Genomic DNA, 25,544 nt, shown 5'->3' with positions numbered 1-25,544 from the left:
CCATCCTTCCTTTACGTTATAGCTAGCTATATTATACCTTCCTATAATATAGCTAGCTATAACGTAATTCGACAAGCGGAGCACGAAAAGGGGCGGTACATCACCGCACGTGGACCGTTCCGGAAAATGTATCCCGTTCTGGAGCCAAAAACTGGGCCGTAGTTTCCGCCAAGCATGCCATCCGGAAAGCACGTCCCATTCCGAGTGGCAATTCCGGGTCACAGTTTCCGCTCCAAACAAAAGGCCCCGGCTCGCGATGGAGCCGGGGCCAAAAGCGCAGCATATGCAGTTGATGTTGAGCGCGAACAGCTCGTCAGCGATGGCCGTCCGCGCTCTACTCTACCCGCGGTGACGAGCGCGGCTGTACGGCGTATCCACCATGGGCAGATCCGGACGCAGCTTGCCGTCGAATGCGTGGTAGGCGTTCTGCACGGCGGGCGCCGTGGGGATCGTTGCGATCTCGCCGATGCCCTTACCGCCGTATGCCACGGGCAACAGCTCGTCCTTCTCCACGTAAATGGCGTGGATATCCGGAATCTCGGGCGCACGGAACAGCCCGAGCGTGCCGTACCTTGCCTGGGGTACGCAGTCCTTGAGCGGCCAGTCCTCGGTAAGCGCATAGCCCATACCCATGAGCACGCCGCCTTCGATCTGGCCCTGGATGGAGATGGGGTTGACCACCTTGCCGGAATCGTGCGCGGCATAGACCTCGCTCACGCGGCCGTCATCGTCCAGAATGACCACATGCGTGGCAAAGCCGTAGCAGATGTGGCTCTTGGGGTTGGGAACGTCGGCGCCCAGTTTGTCGGTCGGCTCCAGATACACGTAGCCAAACTCGCATCCCTCGAGCGCCTTGATGGCAGCCGCAGGATCCTGAGGATGCATACCCTGGCCGGCGACGAGCTCCTGCGTGTGCAGCTGATAGGCGCGACCGTCGTCATACTCGATCTTGACGCCGTCGCCATGCGCGCTCACGGGAGTATCGGGTGCGGGCTTGCCGGCCTCGATGTCAAGCATGGCATCGCGCAGCAGGAAGGCGGCACCGCGCACGGCCTCGCCGGTCACGACCGTCTGACGCGAGCCAGACGTGGTGCCGGAGTCGGGAGCATTCTCGGTGGAGCACTCGCCGTTGGCGATGCAGCGAAGCGGCAGACCGCAGGCCTCGGCAACGTCCTGCAAAAAGACGGTGTTGCAGCCCTGGCCGATGTCGGACGTGGCGGCATAGACCACGGCCACGCCGTTCTCGATGCGAATCTTGCAGCGGCCGGCATCGGGCAGGCCCACGCCCACGCCGGCGTTCTTCATGGCGCAGGCGATGCCGGCGTGGCCGGGATGCGCATAGTAGGCATCCTTGACCTCGAGCAGTGTCTCCTTAAGCGCCGTGGAGCAGTCGGCAATCTGGCCGTTGGGCAGAACCTCGCCCGGCTCGATGGCGTTGCGGTAGCGAATCTCCCACGGATCCAAACCGACCTTTTCGGCCAGCAGGTCGATCAGGCTCTCGAGCGCAAACTCGGACTGGCAAACGCCAAAGCCGCGGTACGCACCGGCGGGCGGGTTGTTGGTGTAGTAGCCAAAGCCGCGAATGTCGGTGTTCTGGTACTTGTAGGGGCCGACGGCATGCGTGCAGGCGCGCTCGAGCACCGGGCCGCACAGCGACGCGTAGGCGCCGGTATCAAAGTTGATCTCGCAGTCCAGGCCGGTAAAGTTGCCCTCGGCGTCGCAGCCCAGTGTAAAGGTGCCGTCCATGGCGTGGCGCTTGGGATGGAAAGCGAGCGACTCGGCACGCGTGAGCTTGCACTTCACAGGACGCTGGAACTTATATGCGGCGAGCGCAGCCAGGTGCTGGACCGAAACGTCCTCCTTACCGCCAAAGCCGCCACCCACGAGCATGGTCTCGACGACCACGCGCTCGGGTTCGCTATCCCAGCCAAACATGTGGGCACACTCTTTGCGCGTGTCGTAGGCACCCTGGTCGGTCGACTGCACCTTGACGCCGTTCTTGTACGGGAAGGCGACGGCGCACTCGGGCTCCAAGAAGGCATGCTCGGTAAAGGGCGTGGTAAAGCGCTGCGTTACGGTAAACGCGCTTTCGGCCAGCGCCTTGGCGGCGTCGCCGCGCGTCACGTGACGGCTCTGGCACACGTTGTCCTTGAGCTCCACCGTGTTGCCAAAGGCAAAGAAGCTGTCGTGCAGGCGCGGGGCGTCGGCAGCCTTGGCCTCGACAATGTTACGCACGGGCTCCAGCGGCTCGTAATCGATCTTGACGAGCTTCTTGGCCTTCTCGAGCGTCGCCTCGTCCTCGGCAACCACCAGCACGATGGCGTCACCCACGCAGCGAGTGATATCGCCCTGGGCGATCATGACGTCCCAGTCCTGGATAAGGTGGCCGACTTGGTTGACCGGCACGTCCTCGGCGCGCAGGATGCCCACCACGCCGGGCAGAGCCTCGGCCTTGGAAGTGTCGATGGAGAGCACGCGGGCGCGCGGATACTTGGAGCGCACGGCGCTGGCGTAGGTCAGACCTGGCTGATCGAGCTCGTCGATGTCGTCGGGGTACTTGCCCTCGCCGAGTACCTTCTTGCGCACGTCGATGCGGAAGGCGCGCTTGCCCACACCGTAGTCGTCGCCGCGCTCCAAGTCCTCGTCGATCTGCTTTTCGCCGCGGAGCACCGCAGCTGCCAGCGAAATACCCTCGATGATCTTCTTGTAGCCGGTGCAGCGGCAGACGTTGCCACGGATGGCGTACTTGATCTGCTCCTCGGTGGGCTCGGGATCCTCGGCGATGAGCGCAGCGCCCGCCATGACCATACCGGGGATGCAAAAACCGCACTGCACGGCGCCCACGGCGCCAAAGGCGTACACAAATGCCTCGCGCACGTCCTCGGGCAGGCCCTCGACAGTCACGATGTCGCGTCCGGCGGCAAGAGCGGTGGTCAGCACGCAAGCCTTGATGGCCGCACCGTCCACATGGATGGTGCAGGTACCGCACGCGCCCTCGGAGCAGCCGTCCTTGGCGGAGTGAATATGCAGGTCGTCGCGCAGGTAGCGCAGCAGCGGCTTGTTTTGGGTCGTCGTGTGCTCGACGCCGTTAACGGTAAAAGTGAATTCCTGTGCCATGGTGATTCCCTTCTACACGCCGGCGGCGATGCCGGTGCGGTCGTGAATGGCGCCATGCGGGCAGACGACGGCGCACATGCCGCACGATAGGCAGTCCACGCCGTCGATATGGGCGCAGTTGTCCTCGATACGGATAGCGCCAGCGGGGCACTTTTTGGCGCACATGCCGCAACCGATGCAGCTCGTGTCGCAAATCTTGCGAGCGATGGCGCCCTTATCGGTGTTGTTGCAGCGCACCAGGATATTCTGGTAGCCGGGAACGAAGGCAATCACGCGCTGCGGGCACGCCATGCCGCACAGGCCACAGCCCGTGCACTTGGAGCGATCCACGCGGGCGATGCCATCGACCAGCGCAATGGCGCCGTGGGGGCAGGCCGCGACGCAAGCGCCACAGCCAATGCAGCCTTCGCTGCAGCGGGCGTCGCCGCCTGCGGAGGCGCAACCGCTTCCGCAGGCAACGTAGGCCACGTTATGTTGAATGGATTTGGCCATAAGAGACTCGCCTATTTCTTAAGAAGGTACGAATAGTTGTCGCGCACAGCCCTGATGGTCAGGCGGACGGCCTCGGGAAGACCGGTGTTGACGGCATCGACCGAGACGGTGCGGACCGTGCCGGCCACGCGGACCTTAAAGTGGTCCTCGTCCACCGCCAGGAAGCCCTCGTTCTCGGAGTTCTCCATGTCCTGCTCGCTCCAGAACAGGGTGAGCTTGTCCTTGTAGGGACGACCCTCCTGGTAGGGACAGAACACGGCGCAGTTGCCGCACTCGTTGCACATGCCGTCGACATGGACGACCTGATGCTTGGCCAGGCCCGGCACCTTAATGGCAACGTTGGCGCGGTTGGGGCACACGTCGCAGCAGACCTCGCACACCGAGCCGCAGCCCAGGCAGCGGGTCTTGGTGCAGTTGCGCTTGTCGCGGCACAGCGACCCCTTGCGCTCGTAGCAGGTGTCCTCGCGGCCGGCCTGCTCGTTACAGTCGGCGTACTTGTTAAAGTCCACGCCGGCGATGGCACGAGCGACCTCGGCGGCATCGGCGATGGCCTCGACCACGGTGGCAGGACCGCGGCGGCAGTCGCCCGCAGCCCAGACGCCCTCGACGCCGGTGGAGGTGGCGGCAAGGCGGCCGCGACGGTCGTGCTCGACGCCCGCGGCATCGTACAGGCTGGCATCGATGCCCTCGCCCACGGCGCAGATCACCGTGGTGGCGGGAAGCTCGATGGTCTCGCCCGTGGCGGCGGGGCTGCGACGGCCGCTTGCATCCGGCTCGCCAAGCTCCATAACGTCGCAGGTCAGCACGGCGCCGTTGAGCGCCTTAGGTGCCAGCAGCTCGCAGAACTCAACGCCGTCGGCAAGAGCAAGATCGAGCTCTTCCTCGTCGGCGGGCATCTGCTTCTTGGTGCGGCGATACACCAGGCGCACGTTCTTCACGCCGGCCAGGCGCTTGGCCACGCGGGCCGCGTCCATGGCGGTGTTGCCGGCGCCAATGACCACGACGTCCTCGCCCAGCTCGAGCTTCTCGCCCTTCTTGGCGGCCTCGAGGAACTCCAGCACATCGAGCTCGGCGCCCTCGCCCAAGCCCGCAGAGCCGGGCATCCAGGCACCGGTGGCCACGACCACGTCGGTAAAGCCTTGAGCCTTGAGTTCGTCGATGGAATCCACGCGAGCGTTGAGCTGCACCTTGGCGCCAAAGGCTAGGCAGAGCTCGGCATCGTGGGAGATATCGTCGCTCGCGATGCGGAACTCGGGAATCACGTGACGGACCACGCCACCGAGCGAATCGCGGGCCTCAAAGATGGTGACGGGCACGCCGGCACGCGTCAGGAAGAACGCCGTCGCCAGGCCGGCCGGGCCGCCGCCGATAACGGCAACGTTGCGCTCGCCGTCGTTTGCGATGGCCTGGGCACGCAGCTTGGGCAGCACGGCGGTCATGGCCTCGCGGGCGGCCTTGAGCTTACTGGCGCGAATCTGGGCGCCCTCGGGCTCGTAGAACGCACGCTCGCAGGCACAGCCGCAGGGATGCGGGCAGATGGTGCCGGTAATGAACGGCAGAGCGTTGCGCTCGATGATGATGTTGAGCGCGTCCTCGTAGCGGCCCTCGTCAACAGCCGCCAGGTAGGCGGGAATATCCTGCTGGATGGGGCAGCTCGTGCGACACGGCGTGGTAAAGCAGTCGGAAAGCGGGCTCTTGCCGGCAACCTTGCGGTCGGGCAGCGGGCGCAGCGGCTTCTTGTAGAGCGGGTTGGTGAGCGAGTCGTTCTGGATCGCCGTCACGGCCTCGAGAGAGACGCCCTCAAACGGCCTGCCGTCCAGATCGGTGAACTCGCCGGCCATCTGGCTAAAGCGCTCGTAGCCACCGGGCTTGAGCACGTCGGTCGCCAGGGTGACGGGCCAAATACCGGCATCGTACAGGGCGCGGATGTTGTAGGCCGTGGCACCGCCGGAGTAGCTGATACGCAGCTTGCCATCGAACTGCTCGGTAATGCGACGGGCGGCCTCGATGGTCAGCGAGAACAGCGAACGGCCGGACATGTACATCTCGGTGGAAGGCAGCTCGTTCCTCGTCACGTCGACGGGGAAGGTGTTGGTGAGCTTGACGCCAAACTCCAGGCCGCGCTCGGCGCACAGGGCAATCAGGCGCTCGAACATGGGCACGGCGTCGGCCCACTGCAGGTCCTCGCGGAAGTGCGTATCGTCGAAGACGATGTAGTCGAAGCCCAGCTCGTTGAGGCGCTGGCGAGCAAACTCATAGCCCAGCAGCGTGGGGTTGCACTTGATGTAGGTGTTGAGACCCTTCTCGGTAATCAGATAGGTCGCGATGCGCTCGATCTCCGCCGGCGGGCAGCCATGCAGCGTGGACTCGGTAATGGAGTTGGAGACGCGCGCCGGGATGGACTCGACAAACGCGGCATCGACATTCTCAAACTTGTCCAGGTTAGCGAGCGCCCACGTGCGGCACTCGTTCCAAACCTCGGAGCCGCTGGCGTCCTTCATGCCCTCAATGTACGCATCGACCTTGGGGCTCTTGATGCCCTCGAGGTCATAACCCACGGACATGTTGAAGACAAAACCATCCGGGCTGCCCAGGCCGTACTCGCGAGCGATCAGGTGGCAGGCAAACCATGCCTTCACGTACTCGGCAAAGGCCTGCGGAACCTCGAGCTCGGTCGACCACTCGCAGTTGTAGCACTCGTCCTGCGCCACGATGCAGGGCTTGTTCACACACTTGGAGAGCTCCTCGCCGTCCATAACCTGAACGGTCTTGAGCTCAAAGAAGCGGGAACCGGCCACGTAGGATGCCACGATGTTCTGGGCCAGCTGCGTATTGGGACCGGCGGCCGGGCCAAACGGAGTCTCGATGCGCTCGTCAAAAATGGGAAGCGCGCCCTCCTGGTTGGTCGTGACCATCTTGCGCACGCCAAAGACGGCGCCCTGAGTCTTGTGCTCCTCGATGATCCAGTTCATCAGCTGCGAAAACGGGATCGGCCTCATGATGTCGCTCATAATGAGCTCCTCTCTGTAACGCCCGGCGAGACCGCGCGACGGGCGCAAATACGGTGTAGCGCTAGCACAGCGCCGGCGACCCCGCGGAGGCCGCCTATACGCGCGTCGAACGCGGCGAAACATCCGACGCGCGTGAATCTACTTGTAATTAGTAGGTGCGTTCGTTGAGCGTGCTCCAGAGCTTCTTGGACTCAGCCATGGTCCACGCGTTGATCTTGTCCTCATCAATGCCAACGAACTCGCGATCCTTGTACAGGACGCGGCCGTTGATGATGGTGGTGCGGCAGTTTTTGCCCATCATGCCAAAGAGCATGTGGCCGTCGATGTTCTCCTCGCTCAGCGGCGTAAAGGGCTTGTAGTCCATGACGATGACGTCGGCGGCAGCGCCGGCCTCGAGCACACCGAGCTTGCGATCGAAGTACTTGCTGGCCATCTTGGCGTTGTTCTCGAACAGCATCGTCATTGCCTCGCACCAGCCCACGTTGGGCATAGCGGCGTTGTGACGTTGAATGATCAGGAAGACCTTGAGGCTCTCGAGCATATCGTGGGTGTAGGCATCGGTGCCCATGCACACGGGGATGCCGCGGCGGAAGAACTCGAGCACGGGGGCGCAGCCCACGGCGTTGCCCATATTGGATTCGGGGTTGTTGACGAGCCAGGTGCCGGACTCCTTGACGATATCCATCTCGGCAGGCGTCACGTGGATGCAGTGGCCCAGCATGGTGTCGGGACCCAGCAGGTTGTGCTGCAGCAGGCGCTCGACGGGGCTGATGCCGCCGCGGTTGAGGCGGGAATCCCACACGTCGTTCATGCCCTCGCACACATGGATGTGGAAGCCGGTCAGGCCGTTGTTGGCCTCGGCCATCTTATCCATGGTCTCGTCCGAAAGCGTAAAGGTGGCATGTCCGCCAAACATGGCGGCGATCATATGGTTGTCGTTATCGCGACGCTCCTTGGCGGCCCACTGGGCAAATTCGGCGTTCTCGGCAATGGCCTGGTCGCATTTTTCCTGGCCGCGGCGATCGGAGACCTCGTAGCACAGGCACGAACGCATGCCCAGCTCCTGAGCTGCGTCCTTAATGGTAAAGAGGCTACCCGGGATCTCGCAGAAACTCGCATGGTGATCGAAGATCGTGGTGACGCCATCGCGGATGGAGTCCAAAATCGTGGCATAGGCGCTGGCCTTGGTGCCGTCGAGCGTCAGGTTGTCGTCGATCTTCCACCACTGCTGCTCGAGATTCTCCAGGAAGTTGGTGGGGTTGCAGCCCTTAATGGCAAGGCCGCGGGCCAGACCCGAGTAGATGTGGGTGTGGCAGTTGATGAGTCCGGGCATGATGAGGTTACCCCGGGCGTCGACGTACTCGGCATCCGGGTACTTGGCCTTGAGCTCGCACTCGGGGCCCACTTCGACGATCGTATCTCCGTCAATGGCAACCGCACCGTTTGGAATGAACGGGGTCTGAGCGTTGCGGGTAAAGACGGAACCGTTAGCGACCAGAAGCATGGATGCTCCCTTCAACATCAGGGGCGGGGTTTGACACCTCTGACATGGCGGAGTGCGAAGCGCCGGCCTACACCGGAAACGGGCCCTCTCCCGTCAACGCTTCACCAAAGGGACAAACCCTTTGAAGTGCGGCTTGACGCCGCATGACGTCGGCGGACGAGGCGATGCGTCCGCCGACGAATAGCACCGAATTGGTTACTTCTTGCTCTCGGGCAAGACCAGATCCACGGCGGCGTCCTTGGCAGCATCGATGTGCTGAGCCACGACCGGCGTCTGCGGAAGGATCAGGTTAAGGACAATGGCCATGATGGCGGTGGGGGTTACAGCATTGGAGCCGATGACGGTGGGCACCCAGGTGGGCATACCCTCACCGGCAAGGCAACCGCTGGCCATCCAGATACCCAGGCCAAAGACGACGGAGGTACCGACGATGGTGGTAGTGCGCTGCGTGAGGCCCTCGCGGGTGAACATGCGCACGCCGTTCATGGTGATGGTGCCAAAGACGCCGACGGTCGCGCCGCCGATGACGGGCTGCGGGATAGCGGAAAGGACGGCAGAGAGCTGCGGGAACAGGCCGGCGATGGCAAAGACGGCCGCGATGATCACAAAGACCCACTTGTTGACGACCTTGTTGGAGCAGATGATACCCACGTTCTGGCCAAGGGCGCTGGTGGGAAGACCGCCCAGCAGGCCGCCGACCATAGAGGTGAGGCCCTGGGACACGATAGCGCCGGAGAGCTCGCGCTCGGTGGGCATACGGTCGATGGAGCCCAGGCAGGCGGCAGAGACGTCGCCGATAACCTGGATGGCAACCATGGGGAACACGACGGCGAGGGTAATGCAGACCTCGGGATCAAACTCGAGCGCGTAGGGCATGAGCTTGGGAAGGGCGAAGACCTGGGCGGTGGCGACGCTGGAGAAGTCGATCATGCCAAAGGGGATGGAGACGATCATACCAACGATCATGCCAAAGAACACGGATCCCAGCTTGAGCGTGCCCTTGCCAAAGTTGGCGAGCGCAAAGACCACGGCGAAGGTGATAAGAGCGACGCACCAGGCCTGCGGGGTGCCCCACAACGGCGTACCCATACCGCCGGCCATATACTTGACGGCCGTGGGATACAGCGAAACGCCAATGGAGAAGATGACCGTACCGGTCACGACGGGCGGGAACAGCCACTTGATCTTGCTGTAGGCCAGACCAAAGAGGACCGCAACGGCGCCGCCGACGATCTCGCCGCCCAGCAGTGCGCCAAAGCTAAAGCCCGAGGCGCCCATGGCCTGAAGGGCCGGCAGGAACGCGAACGAAACGCCCATGACGATGGGCAGGCCGCCGCCGATGCGACGGAAGGGAGCGAAGGCCTGAAGGGCCGTGTCGATTGCCGAAAGAATGAGCGCAACCTGAATGATGTCGGTGCTCTGCTGGCTATTAAAGCCGTAGACGCCGGCCATGATGACCGCCGGGGTAATGATGCCGGCAAACGATGCCAGTACATGCTGAAGGGCACACGGGATCATTTCCTTAACGGGCGGCATGCCTTCGCGAGTGAACAGGGCTTCAGTGCCGTTCGTAACCGTCTCCTGGGTCATTTGACCACCAATCCTCGAAGTAGTTGTTTTCGCATCTAACGCTCTATTGTGACGCAGTGCGGGGTTGAGGTTGTGCCTTCGTTGCATATCGTATTAAAGATGATTCTCATTCTCAATAATAATTTTTTGTTATCAGACTATTCTTCAGCTGAGATAATGCATTTCCGCAGGTCACGAAAGTGTCTGGTCAAAATAACATCTAACTATTCTTTTGGTCGACCGTTTACCGCCAAATTCCTACCGTTCGTCTGTATTACGCAATGTACCTGCGGATATACGAGATGATGAGCAGCGTGTTACCATGATAAAAAATTGTTATGAACACTTCGATAGAACCCAAAGGAGTTGCCCGTGAACGAGACCGTACGTCGCTTTTTGCCGATGGTCGATTTCCTGGAGCAGATACTCGGCAAAAACAGCGAAATCGTACTGCACGATTTCTCGGATCCCGACCACGCCATCGTCGATATTCGCAACGGCATCGTGAGCGGCCGCAAGGTCGGCGGTCCCGCCACCGATCTGGCACTCAAGATCATGCACGACGCCAAGTATCGCGACCTGCCGTTTATTACGGGCTACGAGGGGCGCGGCGCCGGCGGCAAGACGTTGGAGTCAGCGACATACTTTATCCGCGAGGATAACGAGATCGTCGGCATGCTCTGCGTCAACACCGATCTTTCCACGGTGCGCTCCATCAACGCCATGGCGCAGCAGCTCATGGCGTGCTTCGACGCGGCGCCGACGCGCACGGAGCCCGCCCCTATCGAGGTCGAAAGCCTTTCGGAGTCCACACAGGAGCTCATCGACCGCAGCATTGCCGAGTTGCTGAGCGCGCGCGGGCTGGATGTAGCGTCGCTTGGTCAGAGCGACCGCGTGGACGTCATTCGCCACCTCAACGGCAACGGGGTGTTCATGCTCAAGGGCGCCGTGGCCTGCGCCGCCACCGCGCTGGGCATCTCGGAGCCCAGCGTCTACCGCTACCTGCAAAAAGTTCGCAAGGAGGGCTAACGAGCAAAATGGAGCGCGGCTCCACAAGCGATCCGTCACTTAACAAAAGACCCTGCAGCTCGCACGCGCTGCAGGGTCTTTTTGCATGTCATGTTTAGTTGTTGCCAACGCCTTAGAGAGCGGCGACGACCTCGATCTCGACCAGACCGCCAGCCGGAAGGGCGGCAACCTGGAAAGCGCTGCGCGCGGGGAACGGGGCCTCGAACTTGGAGGCGTAGATCTCGTTCACGGCGGCGAAGTCGGCGATGTCGGCCAGGTAGACCGTAGTCTTGACGACATCGGCAAAGGTGGCGCCGGCGGCAGTCAGCAGGGCCTCGACGTTAGCAAGGGACTGCTTAGCCTGGGCCTCGACGCCCTCGGGCATCTTGCCAGTTGCGGGGTCGATGCCCAGCTGGCCGGACAGGAACACCATGTTGCCGGTCTGGATGCCGGGGGAATACGGTCCGATGGCTGCGGGTGCGTTATCGGAAGACACGACGGTCTTGCTCATGTTTTTCTCCTTACGGTTAACTAGAAAGCGTGAGCGCGGCGTTCGCACCGGGAGGCACAGTTCGGTCTGAACACCGCGCTTGATTGGGATAGTACTCAAGGTTTCCGCGCGATGCAAGATTATTATCAGCTTGCGAGAATATTTTATCGCCCAACGGTCTCCCCGAACCGCTGAACGGTTCTCATGTGGAGCAGCCAGTCCAAGCTGCTGAAGACTTTATCCCGCTTGGAGCACGGGCATAGCCTGCCGCAACGGCGCCACTATACTTTTGAGTATCTGAGCATTTTGAAAGGCAGGATATGACCGCAACCGCCAGTCGAACCACCAACCGCAGACCCGAGCTTTTGGCGCCCGCCGGAGGGCCCGAGCCCTTTGCCGCCGCGCTCGCTGCCGGGGCAGACGCCATCTACTGCGGCATGGGCAGCTTCAACGCCCGCCGCAAGGCAACCAACTTTACCGACGAGGCCTTTGAGCAAGCCTGCCGTGCCGCGCATCTAGCCGGGTCGCGCGTCTACGTCACGGTAAACATCGTCATCAAGCAGTCCGAGATGAGCGATGCGCTGCAACTCATCCATCGCTGCTCCACGCTGGGCGCCGACGCCTTCATTATCCAGGACTGGGGTCTGTTCTTTGAGGTCAAGCGCACCATGCCCGGCATCGAGACACACATCTCGACCCAGGCGAACATCCACGACGACCGCGGAACCCTTTGGTGCCGTGAGCAGGGCGCCGACCGCGTGACTCTCTCGCGCGAGCTCTCCATCGACGAGATCGCCGCCATTCACAACGCCGCGCCCGATGTGGACCTTGAGGTCTTTAGCCACGGTGCCATCTGCTTTTGCTACTCGGGTCTGTGCCTGCTGTCGAGCTTTGCCATGGCGGGCCGCTCGGCCAACCGCGGCATGTGCGCCCAGCCCTGCCGCCTACCCTACAAGCTAATTGACGAGAACGGCCGCTCGCTCTCCCCTGCCGGACGCGAGCGCGCGCTGTGCCCGCGCGACACCAACACTTCGCAGCTTGTTCGCCGTCTGTATGACGCCGGCGCCGCATCGCTCAAGCTCGAGGGCCGCATGAAGGCCCCCGATTACGTGTATTCCATCGTCGACGTGTATCGTCATCAGATTGATGACATGCTGGCCGATGTTTCGACCTCTAAGGATGAGGATGCGGCCCGCCAGCGACAGCTCAAGCGCTGCTTTAACCGCGACTTTACGCACGCCTACCAGGACGGTACCTCGGGTGACGAGATGATGAGCTACGAGCGCTCCAACAACCGCGGCCAGATCGTGGGCACGGTGCTGGGCAGCCGCCCGGCCAACCGCGATGTGCGCGGCCTCAAGCCCGACGACCGCCGTCGGCGCGCCGCCATCGCCCGCATTGAGTTGTTTGAGCCCGTGGGCAAGGGCGACCTGCTGGAGCTTCGCCACGATAACGAGTTTGACCAGTTCCTGACCACCATTGCCGCCGATGATGCCGCCGCCGGTGACATCATCGAGTGCCGCGTGCCTCGCAGCATGCCCGAGGGCTGCCGCGTGCGCGTGATTCGAAGCCAGCGCGCCATTGACGCTGCCGGCGCCGCGCTCAAGCGCGATGTGCTGCGCCGCCGCGCCGTTGATGTAACCGTTGTGGCGCGTTTGGGCGAACCGTTTGCCGTCACGCTTACTTGCTGCGACGCCCCTTCGCTTACGGCCACGGCCACGGGCTTTACCGTCGAGGCCGCCAAGACCCGCGCGGTCGAGGCGTCCGATCTGGTAGAGCATGTGGGCCGCATGGGCTCCTCGCCCTTTGAGTCCGCGAGCTTTGATGTGGCGCTCGATAAGGGCTGCGGCATGGGCTTCTCCGCTGTGCACAAGGTGCGCGCCGCCGCCTGCAAGGCGCTGGAGGAGGCCATTCTGGCACCGTATGACGAGCGTGCCCGCACGCTCGAGCTGCCGGTGCTCGACAAATGTACGCGGCCCATGCCCGAGCACTACCGCGACGAGCCGCAGATCTGCGCCACCGTCACCTCGCTCGAGGCCGCCGAGGCAGCGCGAGCGGAGGGTGCAACGCGCATCTACATGACCACCGACGCGCTCGATGCGGCCGATCTCTCCCCCGCCGATGCGTTTGAGCAGGGCATCGTGCCCGTGCTCGACGAGGTCTGCCGTGCCGTTGACCACGAGCGCGTCGATCCCTGGATCAATGCCGGAGCCACCGTCGCCGTCGGCAATATCTCCGAGCTCGCTGTAGCCGCGCATGCCGGCGCCACGGCCGAGATTCGATCCTGCCTGCCGGTGCATAACACGCCCTGCATGGAGGCGCTTGCCGAGCGCGGAGCCGGTGCGTTTTGGCTCTCGCCCGAGATCACGCTCGACGAGATTGTCTCGCTCGGCGCCGCCGCGCCCGCGACTCTGGGCATCACCGTCTTTGGCCGGCCGCGCGTCATGACAAGCGAGCATTGCATTCTGCAGGTTGCCAACGGCTGCATCCACGATTGCGCCAACTGCCGCCTGCGTGTCCGCAAGCTCTCGCTCAAGAATATCGACGGAAAGGTCATGCCGGTGCGTACCGACATCCACGGCCGCTCTCGCCTGTACGATGCTTACCCCATCGACCTCACGCCGCAGGTTCCTCAGCTGCTCGATGCCGGCGTGCGTCGTCTCATGGTGGACGGAACGCTGCTCGAGACGGATGAGGTGGGCCGTGCCGTCGCCCGCGTCCGTCGTGCCGTCGAGGCGGCTCAAGCCGGCCGCAAGCCCGCCGCCCGCCTGCGCGGCGCTACCTCGGGCTGCATGTTTGTGGGAATTAGCTAACCGAAAGGCTTACACGTGAACGAAGAACCTCAAGTCCTCTACTGCGACGCCTGGCTTATGGCCATCGACAAGCCCGCCGGCATGATCGTCCACGGCGACGGCACCGGCGAGCGCACGCTCACCGACTACGCCAGCGACCTGCTGCTGGCGATGGGCGACGGCTTTGCCGCGACCGACATGCAGCCGCTCAATCGCCTGGACCGTGACACCACCGGCGTGGTGCTGTTCTCGCTCGACAAGCAGACGCAGCCCGCCTTTGACCAGATGGTCATCGACCACGCGTTCGAAAAGCACTATCTGGCGCTCGCCGAGGGCAAGATCGACTGGAACGAAAAGCTCATCGACAAGCCCATCGCCCGCGACCGTCACGACAGCCGCAAGATGCGCGTCGGCGCCAGCGGCAAGCCGTCTCAGACGCGCGTCAAGGTACTCAAGCGTCTTAAGAGTCGCCGTGGCCTGCCCACGCGCTCGTATATCGATGTCGAGTTGCTCACCGGCCGCAAGCACCAAATCCGCGTGCATCTGGCGAGCGAGCGTCATCCCCTGGTTGGCGACGACCTGTACGGAACGCCGCGCCCCTGTGGCCTGATGCTCCACGCCCACAGCGTGTCCTTTACGCATCCCGTAACCGGCGAGCACGTCCACATCGAAGCCCCCTGCCCCTGGGAGCCCTAAACCACCACAATGGGGACAGGCACCTTTGTGGTGGTTTTGCCGCAATGGTTCAACCGCGGTCCCAAAATGTCTCGATCTGTAACAGTTAGAACCCATTTTCCGGTCTATCTGTTACAGATCGAGACATTCAAATCCCCCTTAAGGGAAAATCTCAATCTGTAACACCTAGCCCACTTTTAACGGTCCAGTTGTTACAGACTTAGACAAACCGGCAGACAACGAAAGCGGCAACGCCCGTGATGGACGTTGCCGCTTTTCTATTGAGAAAACTACTCGGTTTTCGTTACTAACCACCACAATGGGGACAGGCACCTTCGTGGTGGTTTTGGCCTTGTCTCGCTGTTAGACAGTGATGACGTTGTCCATTGCCCGGTACTTGGCGGGGACCTCGCCCGCAGTGATAATCGTTGCGTCGCGGAAGTCCGCGAACTTGACGGGCGCCACCATGCCAAATTTACTGGCGTCCGAGATTACAAAGCGTTTGGCGGTATGGCGCATCGAGATACGCTTGACCTGTGCTTCCTCGATATCGGGCGCCGTGAAGCCCTGCTCGGCGGCAATGCCGTTAGCGCCCCAAAAGCCACAGTTGAAGTTGTAGCGGTCTAAGGTTGCCAAGGCATCGGGGCCAACGAGCGCCTCGGTCTCGGGTTTGAGCTCGCCGCCCAACACCACGGTACGCATGCCGCGCAAAGCAAGGTGCTGAGCATGGAGCACGGAATCGGTCACATAGGTGACATCTTCAAGGTGTGGAAGATGCTCGATGAGCCTCAGCGTCGTCGAGCCCGAGTCGATGTATACAAAGCTCTCGGGCTCCACAAGCGCCGCCGCACGGGCGCAGATACGCTCCTTGTCGTCGTTATGGAGGTCGCTGCGCTCATTAAGCGTTAGGTCGCGCGTCACGTGCGCGCGCTCAAGACTCGTCGCTCCACCGTGGACCTTGGCGATGCGATGAGCTCGGTCGAGCGTCTGCAGGTCGCGCCGAATGGTAGACGCCGTCACGCCCAGGGCTTCGGCAAGCTCCGGCACGGTAACCGAGCCGGCCTGCTGCACCATCGACACGATCGCGTTGAGCCTATCTTCCGCAAGCATCGCTTACTCCTCCTCGGGGTACACAACTCCCCAGTCGGCGCGGAGCTTGGTCATAAGCTCCATAACATCAGAAGCATAATCCAGCAGCTCGCGCTTGGAGTCGTCGCCGGCAACGGCCTTCTCCAGGTCGGCCATCTCATAGCACAGGGCGTAAGCCTCGGTGCCGGCGTGGACCTCCTCGCGGTGGCCGTCCGCAGTCCACACGATGGTCGCGTGATCGGCACGCGGATATTCATTGACCTCGATGTAGCACTTGTCGAAGCTGATGACCGAGCGCTTGGGCTGCTTGGAGTGGAGCGTAAGGCTCACGACGCCCAGCTGCTGCTCGGCATTTCGGCAGACGATGCCACCCGCGACGTCAACGCCAGTCTCGCAGGTGTTGCCCAGCGAAACGACCTCAGCGGGCTGGCTCGCCATAAAGAGGCGCATGACAGACAGGGCATACACGCCAATATCGAGCATGGCACCGCCAGCAAGGTTGCGGTTGTAGAAGCGGTTGGTCAGGTCGCCGTACTCCTTATAGCTGCCAAAGTTGAGTTGGGCGAGATTCATGCGGCCGAACTCACCGTCATCCATGCGGCGACGCAGCTCTTGATATAAGGGCATGTGAAGCACCGTGGTGGCGTCCATAAGGACGACGTTGTGATCACCGGCAATGGCGCGGGCCTCGTCGAGCTCGGCGGAGTTGAGGGTAATAGCCTTCTCACAGAGCACGTGCTTGCCGGCTGCCAGAGCGGATCGCAGGTAGGTGATGTGAGTGTTGTGCGGCGTGGTGATATAGACTGCGTCAATGTTCGGATCGGCATAGAGATCCTCGACCGTTTCATAGACCTTCTCAACGCCATACTGCTCTGCAAAAGCTTGAGCCTTGGACAGAGTGCGGTTGGCAACGCCCGCAAGCTTGCGGCCGGCAAGAGCGAGAGACTGGGCCATCTGGTTGGCGATAACGCCGCACCCGATCACAGCCCAACGAAGCTCGGGAGCCGTAAAAATATCGTTGGGGAATCGCTTGTCCTGGACCGAGGCAAATGCCGCCTTAGCGGCTGCTTCGGCGTCGAGCGGAGCCTGTTTGGAATCTGCCATTATGTGCCTCCTGAGGTATCGGAAGTCCTTCATTTCTAACAACTCTATATTCGCACAATTGCGCGCGTATCTGCTCGTGTTTGCGTGCTTATTTGCTTATCGGTCATTATTTAGCCATAGTTGGCAGATGTTTGCGCGGTTATGCGCATTATCGCGCAAGGCTATGCGCGTAAATGCGCATGCGACGATCCTTATGAAACATAAAAGGGCGGAACACCATAGCCATAAAAGACAGAGTAGGCTGTATTACTCCACCCCTCTGGGGGGCGCAGCCATCAAAGGACTGTTCCAAACTGCCGGCAGATAGGGACTTCCCTAACTGCCGGCACATAGGGAACGTCCCCAGCTACCGGCGTTTCAACGGCACTCATTTAAGCCTGTCCCCAATGAATGCCAAGCGACGACCACTCATTTAAGTCTGTCCCCAATGAGTAGGGATAGAAAAAGGCCCGGGTGCCTTGGGGCATCCGGGCCTTTGCTAGCAACTTGATGTTGCGGGCAGCTTAGAACTTGTGGCCGCACTTCTTGCAGACGCGCAGCTTGTTCTTGCCGTCCTTCTCGTGACCGACGCGGGTAACCTTACCGCACTCGGGGCAAACGAGATTGACGTTGGAGGCGTCGATAGGAGCCTCCTGCGAAACGATGCCGCCCTGCTGGTTGGCAGCGTTGGGCTTGACGGCCTTCTTGACGACCGAAACGCCCTCGACAACGACCTTGTTCACGGCGGGGAGAGCACGCAGGACAACGCCCTGCTTGCCGCGATCCTTACCAGAGAGAACCTGGACCTTATCGCCCTTCTTGATATACATATATCTCCCCTAACTACAGGGTCTCGGGAGCGAGCGAGACGATCTTCATGTACTTCTTGTCACGAAGCTCGCGAGCGACGGGCCCGAAGATACGGGTGCCGACGGGCGAACCATCGTTGTTGATGACAACGCAGGCGTTCTCATCAAAGCGAATGTAGGAGCCATCCTTGCGGCGGATCTCCTTAACGGTGCGAACGACGACGCAACGGACAACGTCCTTCTTCTTGACGTTGGCGCCAGGGGTAGCCTCCTGGACAGCACCGATGAACACATCGCCGATGCCTGCATAACGACGCTTGGAACCGCCAAGCACCTTGATGCAGCGAATCTTGCGAGCGCCGGAGTTGTCGGCGACGTTCAGCATGGTTTGCATCTGAATCATGGTAGATGTTCCTCCGAACTAAGAACCGAAGAGAGGTGCGCAGCCTTTATACGGCCCGTGGTATGCAAGCCAGGCATACGCACATCTTCGGAAACGTACAAGTCGTAAGAGCGACTGCTTATTTAGCGCGCTCGACGACCTCGATGAGGCGCCAACGCTTCATCTTGGACATAGGACGGGTCTCCATAACGCGGACGGTATCGCCCACGCCAGCCGTGCACTCCTCGTCGTGAGCGTGCAGCTTCTTGGAGCTGGTCATCATCTTGCCGTACTTGGGGTGACGCTTGCGCTCGGTGATGGTGACAACAATGGTCTTGGCACCGGAGACGGAGGTAACGACACCCGTACGGACCTTACGCGAGTTACGCGAATCAGTCATGTTCTCTCCTTAGGTCCTACTCGGCGACAGCGGACTTCTCCGCTGCGATCTCGCGGGCGCGCTGCTCCGTGAGGACGCGAGCGATGTCCTTCTTCACGGTGTTGACGCGAGCGGTGTTGTCCAGCTGGCTGGTGGCCATCTGGAAACGAAGGTTAAAGAGCTCGGCGCGCATTTCCTTCAGCTTCTCAACGAGCTGAGCGTCCGAGAGCTCACGAATCTCTGCGGGCTTCATTAGTTCTCCTCCTTGGCGGCGGCGGCGTCCTCAGCAGCCCACTTGGCCTCGAGAGCGGCCTCCTCAGCCATCTCCTTCTCGATGCGCTGCTCAGCGTTCTTAGCAGCAACAATCTTGGTCTTGATGGGGAGCTTGTGCTGCGCAAGACGCAGAGCCTCGCGAGCGACCTCCTCGGGAACACCCTTGACCTCGAACATGATGCGGCCGGGCTTGACGACGGCCACCCACTCCTCGGGGTTACCCTTACCAGAACCCATGCGAGTCTCGGCAGGCTTCTTGGTGATGGGCTTATCGGGGAAGATCGTGATGTAGACACGACCGCCACGCTTCATGTAGCGGGTCATGGCAATACGAGCGGCCTCGATCTGACGGTTGGTGATCCAATGGGCCTCGAGAGCCTGGATACCAAACTCGCCGAAATGCAGCTCGGTATTACCCTTGGCCTGGCCCTTCATGGAGCCACGCTGCACCTTGCGGTGAAGAATACGCTTAGGGGCAAGCACTACTGACCCCTCCTCTCGGAGTTACGACGACGAGGACGGGAAGAGCCCTCGAGTGCAGGGTTGGGAACAGGCTGGCCCGGGAGCTTCTCGCCCAGGTAAATCCAGACCTTCACGCCGCAAGCGCCCATGGTGGTGCTGGCGACAGCCGTGCCGTAGTCGATCTTGGCACGGAGGGTGTGCAGAGGCACGCGACCCTCGCGGTACCACTCACGACGGCCCATCTCGGCACCGCCGAGACGACCGGAGCACTGGATACGGATGCCCTTAGCGCCGGCCTTGCGGGCGGACTGGACAGCCTTGCGCATAGCGCGACGGAAGGCAACGCGGCCCTCGAGCTGCTCGGCGATAGACTGAGCAACGAGGTTGGCGTCGAGCTCGGGGCGCTTGATCTCGACAACGTCGACGGAGAGCTGGCCCTTGGAGACGCCAGCGACCTTCTCGAGCTCGGTACGGAGGGTATCGATCTCGGCACCCTTCTTACCGATGACAACGCCGGGGCGAGCAGTGAGGATGATGACCTTCACCTTGTCGCCAGCGCGCTCGATCTCGACGCGGGAGACAGCTGCGCGGGAAAGACGCTTCTCGAGGTACTTACGAATCTCGAGATCGTTACCGAGGGTCTTAGCGTAATCCTTCTCTGCGAACCAGCGGGAGCGCCAGTTCTCGGTGATGCCAAGACGGAAGCCGGTGGGGTAGACTTTCTGACCCATACAGCTTTACGCCTCCTTTCGAGGAGCAACGACGACGGTGATGTGGGAAGTACGCTTCAGAATGCGAGAAGCGGAACCCTTGGCGCGGGGACGGATGCGCTTAAGCGTCGGACCCTCGTCAACATAGGCAGCGGCGACAACCAGGTTGTCGGCACGCAGACCGTTGTTGTTCTCGGCGTTCGCAACGGCGGAACGGAGAACCTTCTCGACATCCACGGCGACGGCGCGGTCGCAGAAGTGGAGGATGTCGAAGGCCTGAGCGACAGGCTTGCGGCGGATCAGATCGACCACCAGGCGGGCCTTGCTGGGGGAAACACGCACGTACTTAGCGACGGCGCGAACCTCGGTGGCCTCAGTTTCAATAGACTTAGTTGCCATTTACGGTTAACCCCCTATTTGGCCTTGTGGCCACGGAACGTACGAGTCGGCGCGAACTCGCCGAGCTTGTGACCAACCATGGACTCGGTAACATACACGGGCACATGCTTGCGGCCGTCGTGGACGGCGATGGTGTGACCAACCATCTCGGGGAAGATGGTGGACGCGCGGGACCAGGTCTTCACGACGTCCTTCTTGCCAGCCTCGTTCATCGCGGTGATACGCGAGAGAAGGCGAGTCTCCACGAACGGGCCCTTTTTGAGACTTCTGCTCATAAGTGCTTTCTCCTAAAACTCGGTATCCGAAATTACTTCTTACGGCGACGAATGATGTGCTGGTTCGAGACCTTCTTCTTCTTGCGCGTACGAAGGCCCTTCGTCGGCTTACCCCAGGGGGTAACGGAGGGACGACCAGAGGTGTGGTTCTTGCCCTCGCCACCGCCGTGCGGGTGGTCGACAGGGTTCATGACGGTACCGCGGACGGTCGGGCGCACGTTCATGTGACGCTTACGGCCGGCCTTGCCGATGACGATGTTGGAGTGATCGGCGTTGCCGACCTCACCGACGGTGGCGCGGCAGGTAACGAGGATGCGGCGCATCTCGGAGGAAGGCATACGGACGATAGCGTACTTGCCCTCCTTACCCATCAGCTGGCAGGAGTTACCGGCGGAACGGGCGATAGCAGCGCCCTTGCCCGGCTGGAACTCGACGGCGTGGATGAGCGTACCGACGGGAATGTCGGCGAGGGGCAGAGCGTTGCCCGGCTTGATGTCGGCGTCAGAACCGGACATGATGGTCTGACCGACCTCGAGGCCCTTGGGGGCCAGGATGTAGCGCTTCTCACCGTCAGCGTAGTGCAGCAGAGCGATGCGAGCGGAACGGTTCGGATCGTACTCGATCGTGGCAACCTTGGCGGGCACGCCGTCCTTGTTGCGCTTAAAGTCGATCACGCGGTAACGACGCTTCACGCCGCCGCCCTGGTGGCGGGTGGTGATGCGGCCGTTGTTGTTACGACCGGCCTTCTTGGGCAGGGGCTCGAGAAGAGACTTCTCGGGCTTGGTGCAGGTGATCTCGGAGAAATCGGAGATCGTCTGCCAACGCCTACCAGCGGAGGTCGGCTTAAGGTGCTTTACAGCCATTACAATCCCTTTCAATAGGAATCCGTTAGCCATCGCAGACAGGGATTCGAGGTTCTGCCTCGGGTGCGATGACACCGGACGTATACACGGTTCCGGGCGTGTCCATTTTATACGCCCAAAACCTTGAGCTCTCGCCTCCCCTATTTGGGAGGCATGAGCTCACTCAACAGCAGCGAGTCTTAGGCCTGGTTGCCAAAGACCTCGATGGTGTCGCCCTCGGCCAGCGTGACGATGGCCTTCTTCCAAGAACGGGTCTTGCCGGCGACATAGCGCACGCGCTTGGTCTTGGGCTTGACCGTCAGGGTGTTCACGCGAACGACCTTGACGCCGAAGATCTCCTCGACAGCGTCCTTGATCTGATACTTGTTAGCATCCTTGGCGACCTCGAACGTGTACTTGTTCAGCTCCATGCCGGAGAAGGAACGCTCGGACACGATCGGACGGATGATGATCTCGTGGGCGGTCATTTATGCAAGCACCTCCCCGAAGTGAGCGGCGATGTCGGCGGGCATCAACACAGCGTTGTTGTTGACGAGATCGTAGGTGTTGGCCTCGTCAGCGGTGATGATGAACGTCTTGGGAATGTTGCGGAACGACAGGTAGGCGTTGACGTCCTCATCGCGAACGATGATGGTCAGACGCTTGCCCTCAAGGCCAAGGGCCTTGAGCATGGCGACGGCAGCCTTGGTGGAAGGCTTCTCGAAGCCGTAGTCGTCGACGAGCACAAGCTCGCCATCGGCCAGCTTGGCGGACAGCGCGGAGCGCATAGCCAGCTTGACCTCCTTGTTGTTCATACGCTTAGCGTAAGAACGGGGCTTGGGGGCGAAGACAACGCCACCGTGACGCCACTGGGCAGCACGGATGGAACCCTGGCGGGCACGGCCGGTGCCCTTCTGACGCCAAGGCTTCTTGCCGCCACCGGAAACCTCAGAGCGGCCCTTAGCGGACTGGGTGCCCTGACGCCAAGAGGCCATCTGGCACTTGACGATGTGGTGCATAACGTGGATGTTCGGCTCGATGCCGTACACCTCAGCGGCGAGCTCGGCCTCGGCGACCTTCTTGCCCTCGCTGTTCTTAACTTCAAACTTTGCCATTTAAGTGTTCTCCTTGGTATGACGCTGGGCTAAATGGGCTGGGCCCTTAGGCCATACGGATGGCGACGAGACCATTCTTGGCACCCGGGACAGCGCCCTTGACCAAGATGAGGTTCTGCTCGGCATCGATGCGGACAACGGAAAGGTTCTTGACGGTAACGCGCTCGTTACCCATGTGACCGGCCATCTTGACGCCCTTGAGGACGCGCGCAGGATAGGCGCACTGACCGATAGAACCGGGGTGACGCTGGAAGTGAGAACCATGCGTCATAGGACCGCGGCGCTGACCCCAGCGCTTGATGCGACCCTGGAAGCCCTTACCCTTGGAGGTACCGATGACGTCGACCTTCTCGACATCAGCGAAATCAGCGACGGTGACGACCTCGCCGACCTTGTGCTCCTCGCCGTTCTCGACGCGGACCTCACGAAGGAAACGGACAGGCTCGACGCCAGCCTTGGCGAAGTGACCAGCCATGGGCTTGTTCACGTTCTTGGCCTTGATGTCGCCGAAACCGATCTGGACGGCGTCATAGCCGTCGGTTGCCTGAGTTTTAACCTGCGAGACAGCGCAGGGGCCAGCCTGGATGACCGTGACGGGAACGACGTTGTCGTCCTCGTCCCAAACCTGGGTCATGCCAATCTTGCGGCCGAGAATCATGCTGATCAAGATATGATCCCAACTCTCGCGTGGTCTTGGGACAATGCGTACACCACCGAGCGTACGCCCCTAGAGGACCACTACTTACACGACGTGCTCTCCAGCCTTGTATTGCGTCCGAACTACCTGACAACCCTATTAAGCAGGCGTTTTGTCCAGCCAGAATACTCCCCTGGTTACACACAGCTGTCTAGTATACACGGCTGCGGGCGTATCCATCGAGATTCATATTTCACTCACATTGTTTACGCAGGTAAAGTGCGTGGCACGTTCCCAGTGTGCGGCGGAGGGGGCGGGCCTGAGACATATTAAGGTTGCTGCTCTACAGTCCTGCTCACGACGGAGAGCACATTAAGTGCCCTCCTGTTCGTGCGGAACTCGTGACAACCTTAATATGTCTCAGGCCCGCCCCCTCCGCCGCACACTGGGAACGCCACGTTGATGTCTGCTAAACCTTGCTCGCTCAGGCTAATGACTTTGTTGAGGGTCCACAATTTGTTGCAAGGTGAACTTGCATTGGGGCGTATCGTCCTCTTCTCGCGCATCATCAAAACCGAAGATCATGATGGCGCAGTTGGGGAGTTTTGTTGGGAGCTCAAAGCCCTCTGGGGCTGCGGCCTTGATAAATTGGCTGCTGGCGCTGCCGTGGCTTACTGCTAGGAGGGTTTCGATGCCCTCGGAGCCCATGAGATTGGTGAGGGCGCCTACCATGCGTTCTTGCAGTGCGCGGCTTCCTTCTCCTCCGAAGGGGACCAGATCCTCGCCCGGATCCCAGACGTCGGTGGGCAGGGCGTCGTGGGGGCCTTCTTCGAAGGTGCCGTAGCTGCGCTCGATGATGCCTTCGCAGGGATCGACTGCTGCGTCCGGGCCAAGGAGCTCGTTTGCGACGAGACTTGCCGTGTCCATGGCTCGGCCCAAAGGGGAGGAGACCACCTTGTCGGGAACGACGTTGTGGGCTTTGAGCCATGCGGCTGCCATTCCCGCTTGTTTGCGGCCCAGGTCGGTCAGCGGTGAATCGCAGCGGCCCTGGACCAGCTTTTTGACGTTGAACTCCGTCTGACCGTGGCGGAGTAGATACAGCTTCTTCATGCTCTCCCCTTCTGCATAACCTGCTTTGCCGGCACAGCCTTACTCGTGGGTATGTCCTACGTAGTCTTCGTCGATCGTAATCTTGGCAATCGACTTGGGGTATTCCGATTCGACCCGTTGTGCCAGCGCGTGCTTTAAGTCTTCGGCACTCATCTGCAGATCCGAGGGACGCACGCAGTCAAAAATCACGTTGGTGTGCGTGGGACCCGGCACGCAGCGCAAATCATGAATCGAAAGGCGGCTATCGATCTCCTGGGCCATTGCGTTGATGCGCAAGCGCATGCTCGCCACCTTGGGATCGTCGGTCACAATGGGATCGTAATGAAGCGTGACAATCATGCCGTCTTCGTTCCTAAACGCCTGCTCGATGTTATCGAGCGTGTCGTGACTTTCCAGCGGGCTGGCCTCGGCCGCCATCTCGGCGTGAGCGCTTGCAAACTTCCTGCCCGGGCCGTAGTCGTGAACCATCAGATCGTGAACGCCCAAAACACCGGGATAGCTCATGATCTTGTCTCGAATGTGCTTGACCAGCTTAGGATCGGGCGTCTGGCCCAAAAGCGGGCTCACCGTATCCTGGATGAGTTCAAAACCGCTCCAGCCAATATAGGCGCCAACGGCAAGGCCGACCCATGCGTCAAGATTGATGTGCGTCACCTGCGAAACAATTGCGCACGCCAGCACGGCGCCCGTAGCAAGGACATCGTTCTTGGAATCCTGGGCGGTCGCATGCAGCGTCTCGGACTCAATGCGATCGCCGAGCTTTTGGTTGAGGGTCGCCATCCACAGCTTAACAACCATCGAAAGCACGAGAACTGCCACCAGGGCAAGCGAGAACTCGACAGGTTCGGGGTGGATGACGCGCTCAACTGAGGACTTCACCAGCTCAACGCCAATCAGCAGCACGAGCGCCGCCACGACCAGACCCGAGAGATACTCGTAGCGACCGTGGCCGTAAGGATGCTCGGGGTCGGCCGGCTTGCTCGCCAGCTTAAAGCCAAGGACACTCACGATGTTCGAGCTGGCATCGGATAGGTTGTTCATGGCATCCGCCACAATCGAAACCGATCCCGAAACCACACCAATTGCGCCCTTCGCAGCACAAAGCGCGACATTGGCGACAATACACACCATGCCCGCTAACGTGCCCACACGCGCACGATCGCCCTGCGCACGCTTAACAATCCACTCGACCATCTACATCCGCCCCCACGGTGCTACTTATATATCTATTGTTCAAACGGATTGTAGTGTAGCCACTTTGTCCCCCAGATACAAAAAGGCCGCGACCCACACGGGCCACGGCCTTGGAATGTGGCAAAGG

Annotated in this window: 24 protein-coding genes and 1 pseudogene; 3 read left to right on the top strand and 22 right to left on the bottom strand. The window is 61.2% G+C overall.

The genetic code is table 11. The features are described 5' to 3' along the window. Positions 1-339 precede the first annotated feature (339 nt). From xdh to GPK42_RS07930, 5 genes are all read right to left on the bottom strand, one after another. Positions 340-3,117, bottom strand: coding sequence for a selenium-dependent xanthine dehydrogenase (xdh, locus tag GPK42_RS07950; RefSeq protein WP_215694719.1), 2,778 nt, complete (start codon positions 3,115-3,117; stop codon positions 340-342). A gap of 12 nt (positions 3,118-3,129) precedes the next feature. Beyond that, entirely contained in the window at positions 3,130-3,609 is a 480-nt protein-coding gene (locus tag GPK42_RS07945) for a 4Fe-4S binding protein (RefSeq protein ID WP_195364342.1), read from the bottom strand. A gap of 11 nt (positions 3,610-3,620) precedes the next feature. After that, positions 3,621-6,620: a putative selenate reductase subunit YgfK gene (ygfK, locus tag GPK42_RS07940; RefSeq protein WP_215694718.1), complete on the bottom strand. Its 3,000-nt coding sequence runs from the start codon at positions 6,618-6,620 to the stop codon at positions 3,621-3,623. Positions 6,621-6,768: 148 nt separating this feature from the next. Continuing rightward, positions 6,769-8,124 carry a putative aminohydrolase SsnA gene (gene ssnA, locus GPK42_RS07935; RefSeq protein WP_215694717.1) on the bottom strand — a complete coding sequence of 452 codons (1,356 nt, stop codon included), beginning with the start codon at positions 8,122-8,124 and terminating at the stop codon, positions 6,769-6,771. Positions 8,125-8,319: 195 nt separating this feature from the next. Further along, positions 8,320-9,714 (bottom strand): uracil-xanthine permease family protein, encoded by a 1,395-nt coding sequence (locus tag GPK42_RS07930; RefSeq protein ID WP_006235052.1) that lies wholly within the window; start codon positions 9,712-9,714, stop codon positions 8,320-8,322. 351 nt (positions 9,715-10,065) lie between these two features. Here GPK42_RS07930 and GPK42_RS07925 point away from each other — a divergent pair, with 351 nt between their 5' ends. Then, the gene (locus tag GPK42_RS07925) at positions 10,066-10,722 is read left to right on the top strand and encodes a helix-turn-helix transcriptional regulator (protein ID WP_338404350.1); all 657 of its coding nucleotides are present in this window, start codon (positions 10,066-10,068) and stop codon (positions 10,720-10,722) included. Between the two features lie 112 nt (positions 10,723-10,834). Here the strand turns inward: GPK42_RS07925 and GPK42_RS07920 are convergent, their stop codons facing one another. Beyond that, positions 10,835-11,212: a RidA family protein gene (locus tag GPK42_RS07920; protein WP_035137477.1), complete on the bottom strand. Its 378-nt coding sequence runs from the start codon at positions 11,210-11,212 to the stop codon at positions 10,835-10,837. A gap of 299 nt (positions 11,213-11,511) precedes the next feature. Here GPK42_RS07920 and GPK42_RS07915 point away from each other — a divergent pair, with 299 nt between their 5' ends. Both GPK42_RS07915 and GPK42_RS07910 read left to right on the top strand, forming a co-directional pair. Beyond that, positions 11,512-14,004, top strand: a complete 2,493-nt coding sequence (locus tag GPK42_RS07915; protein ID WP_215694716.1) for a U32 family peptidase — start codon at positions 11,512-11,514, stop codon at positions 14,002-14,004. Positions 14,005-14,019: 15 nt separating this feature from the next. After that, a complete protein-coding gene (locus tag GPK42_RS07910; protein ID WP_338404349.1) occupies positions 14,020-14,679 on the top strand; it encodes an RluA family pseudouridine synthase in 660 nt (219 codons plus the stop codon). Between the two features lie 342 nt (positions 14,680-15,021). Here the strand turns inward: GPK42_RS07910 and GPK42_RS07905 are convergent, their stop codons facing one another. The 16 genes and pseudogenes from GPK42_RS07905 to GPK42_RS07830 all read right to left on the bottom strand — a co-directional run bounded on the left by GPK42_RS07905 (position 15,022) and on the right by GPK42_RS07830 (position 25,417). Next, positions 15,022-15,768, bottom strand: coding sequence for a DeoR/GlpR family DNA-binding transcription regulator (locus GPK42_RS07905; protein ID WP_215694715.1), 747 nt, complete (start codon positions 15,766-15,768; stop codon positions 15,022-15,024). Between the two features lie 3 nt (positions 15,769-15,771). After that, positions 15,772-16,851: a Gfo/Idh/MocA family protein gene (locus GPK42_RS07900; protein ID WP_215694714.1), complete on the bottom strand. Its 1,080-nt coding sequence runs from the start codon at positions 16,849-16,851 to the stop codon at positions 15,772-15,774. 503 nt (positions 16,852-17,354) lie between these two features. After that, entirely contained in the window at positions 17,355-17,660 is a 306-nt protein-coding gene (rplX, locus tag GPK42_RS07895; protein ID WP_215694713.1) for a 50S ribosomal protein L24, read from the bottom strand. A 13-nt stretch (positions 17,661-17,673) separates the two neighbouring features. Further along, on the bottom strand, positions 17,674-18,042 hold the full coding sequence (gene rplN / locus GPK42_RS07890; protein WP_006235041.1) for a 50S ribosomal protein L14: 369 nt from the start codon (positions 18,040-18,042) through the stop codon (positions 17,674-17,676). A 118-nt stretch (positions 18,043-18,160) separates the two neighbouring features. After that, a complete protein-coding gene (gene rpsQ, locus GPK42_RS07885; RefSeq protein WP_006235040.1) occupies positions 18,161-18,421 on the bottom strand; it encodes a 30S ribosomal protein S17 in 261 nt (86 codons plus the stop codon). Between the two features lie 16 nt (positions 18,422-18,437). Beyond that, entirely contained in the window at positions 18,438-18,653 is a 216-nt protein-coding gene (gene rpmC / locus GPK42_RS07880) for a 50S ribosomal protein L29 (RefSeq protein WP_006235039.1), read from the bottom strand. 86 nt (positions 18,654-18,739) lie between these two features. After that, positions 18,740-19,156, bottom strand: a pseudogene (gene rplP / locus GPK42_RS07875) (50S ribosomal protein L16); the annotation flags it as partial. Beyond that, positions 19,156-19,866: a 30S ribosomal protein S3 gene (gene rpsC, locus GPK42_RS07870; protein ID WP_006235037.1), complete on the bottom strand. Its 711-nt coding sequence runs from the start codon at positions 19,864-19,866 to the stop codon at positions 19,156-19,158. The gene rpsC and the pseudogene rplP, both read right to left, overlap by 1 nt. Before the next feature lie 6 nt (positions 19,867-19,872). Next, positions 19,873-20,244, bottom strand: coding sequence for a 50S ribosomal protein L22 (gene rplV, locus GPK42_RS07865; RefSeq protein ID WP_006235036.1), 372 nt, complete (start codon positions 20,242-20,244; stop codon positions 19,873-19,875). Positions 20,245-20,258: 14 nt separating this feature from the next. Beyond that, positions 20,259-20,519: a 30S ribosomal protein S19 gene (gene rpsS / locus GPK42_RS07860; protein WP_006235035.1), complete on the bottom strand. Its 261-nt coding sequence runs from the start codon at positions 20,517-20,519 to the stop codon at positions 20,259-20,261. Between the two features lie 32 nt (positions 20,520-20,551). Beyond that, positions 20,552-21,382 (bottom strand): 50S ribosomal protein L2, encoded by an 831-nt coding sequence (rplB, locus tag GPK42_RS07855; RefSeq protein WP_022094198.1) that lies wholly within the window; start codon positions 21,380-21,382, stop codon positions 20,552-20,554. 179 nt (positions 21,383-21,561) lie between these two features. Then, positions 21,562-21,849 (bottom strand): 50S ribosomal protein L23, encoded by a 288-nt coding sequence (gene rplW, locus GPK42_RS07850; RefSeq protein ID WP_022094197.1) that lies wholly within the window; start codon positions 21,847-21,849, stop codon positions 21,562-21,564. Beyond that, positions 21,850-22,476, bottom strand: coding sequence for a 50S ribosomal protein L4 (gene rplD, locus GPK42_RS07845; protein ID WP_006235032.1), 627 nt, complete (start codon positions 22,474-22,476; stop codon positions 21,850-21,852). Between the two features lie 46 nt (positions 22,477-22,522). Then, complete coding sequence (rplC, locus tag GPK42_RS07840) at positions 22,523-23,143, bottom strand: 50S ribosomal protein L3 (RefSeq protein WP_035137484.1); 621 nt, start codon at positions 23,141-23,143, stop codon at positions 22,523-22,525. A gap of 459 nt (positions 23,144-23,602) precedes the next feature. Beyond that, positions 23,603-24,223, bottom strand: coding sequence for a histidine phosphatase family protein (locus tag GPK42_RS07835; RefSeq protein WP_215694712.1), 621 nt, complete (start codon positions 24,221-24,223; stop codon positions 23,603-23,605). Positions 24,224-24,262: 39 nt separating this feature from the next. After that, positions 24,263-25,417 carry a cation diffusion facilitator family transporter gene (locus tag GPK42_RS07830; RefSeq protein WP_215694711.1) on the bottom strand — a complete coding sequence of 385 codons (1,155 nt, stop codon included), beginning with the start codon at positions 25,415-25,417 and terminating at the stop codon, positions 24,263-24,265. Between the last annotated feature and the right edge of the window lie 127 nt (positions 25,418-25,544).

The sequence above is a fragment of the Collinsella aerofaciens genome, from assembly GCF_018785265.1.
Lineage (GTDB): Bacteria > Actinomycetota > Coriobacteriia > Coriobacteriales > Coriobacteriaceae > Collinsella > Collinsella aerofaciens_AI.
This window is presented reverse-complemented; position numbering and strand designations above follow the sequence as displayed.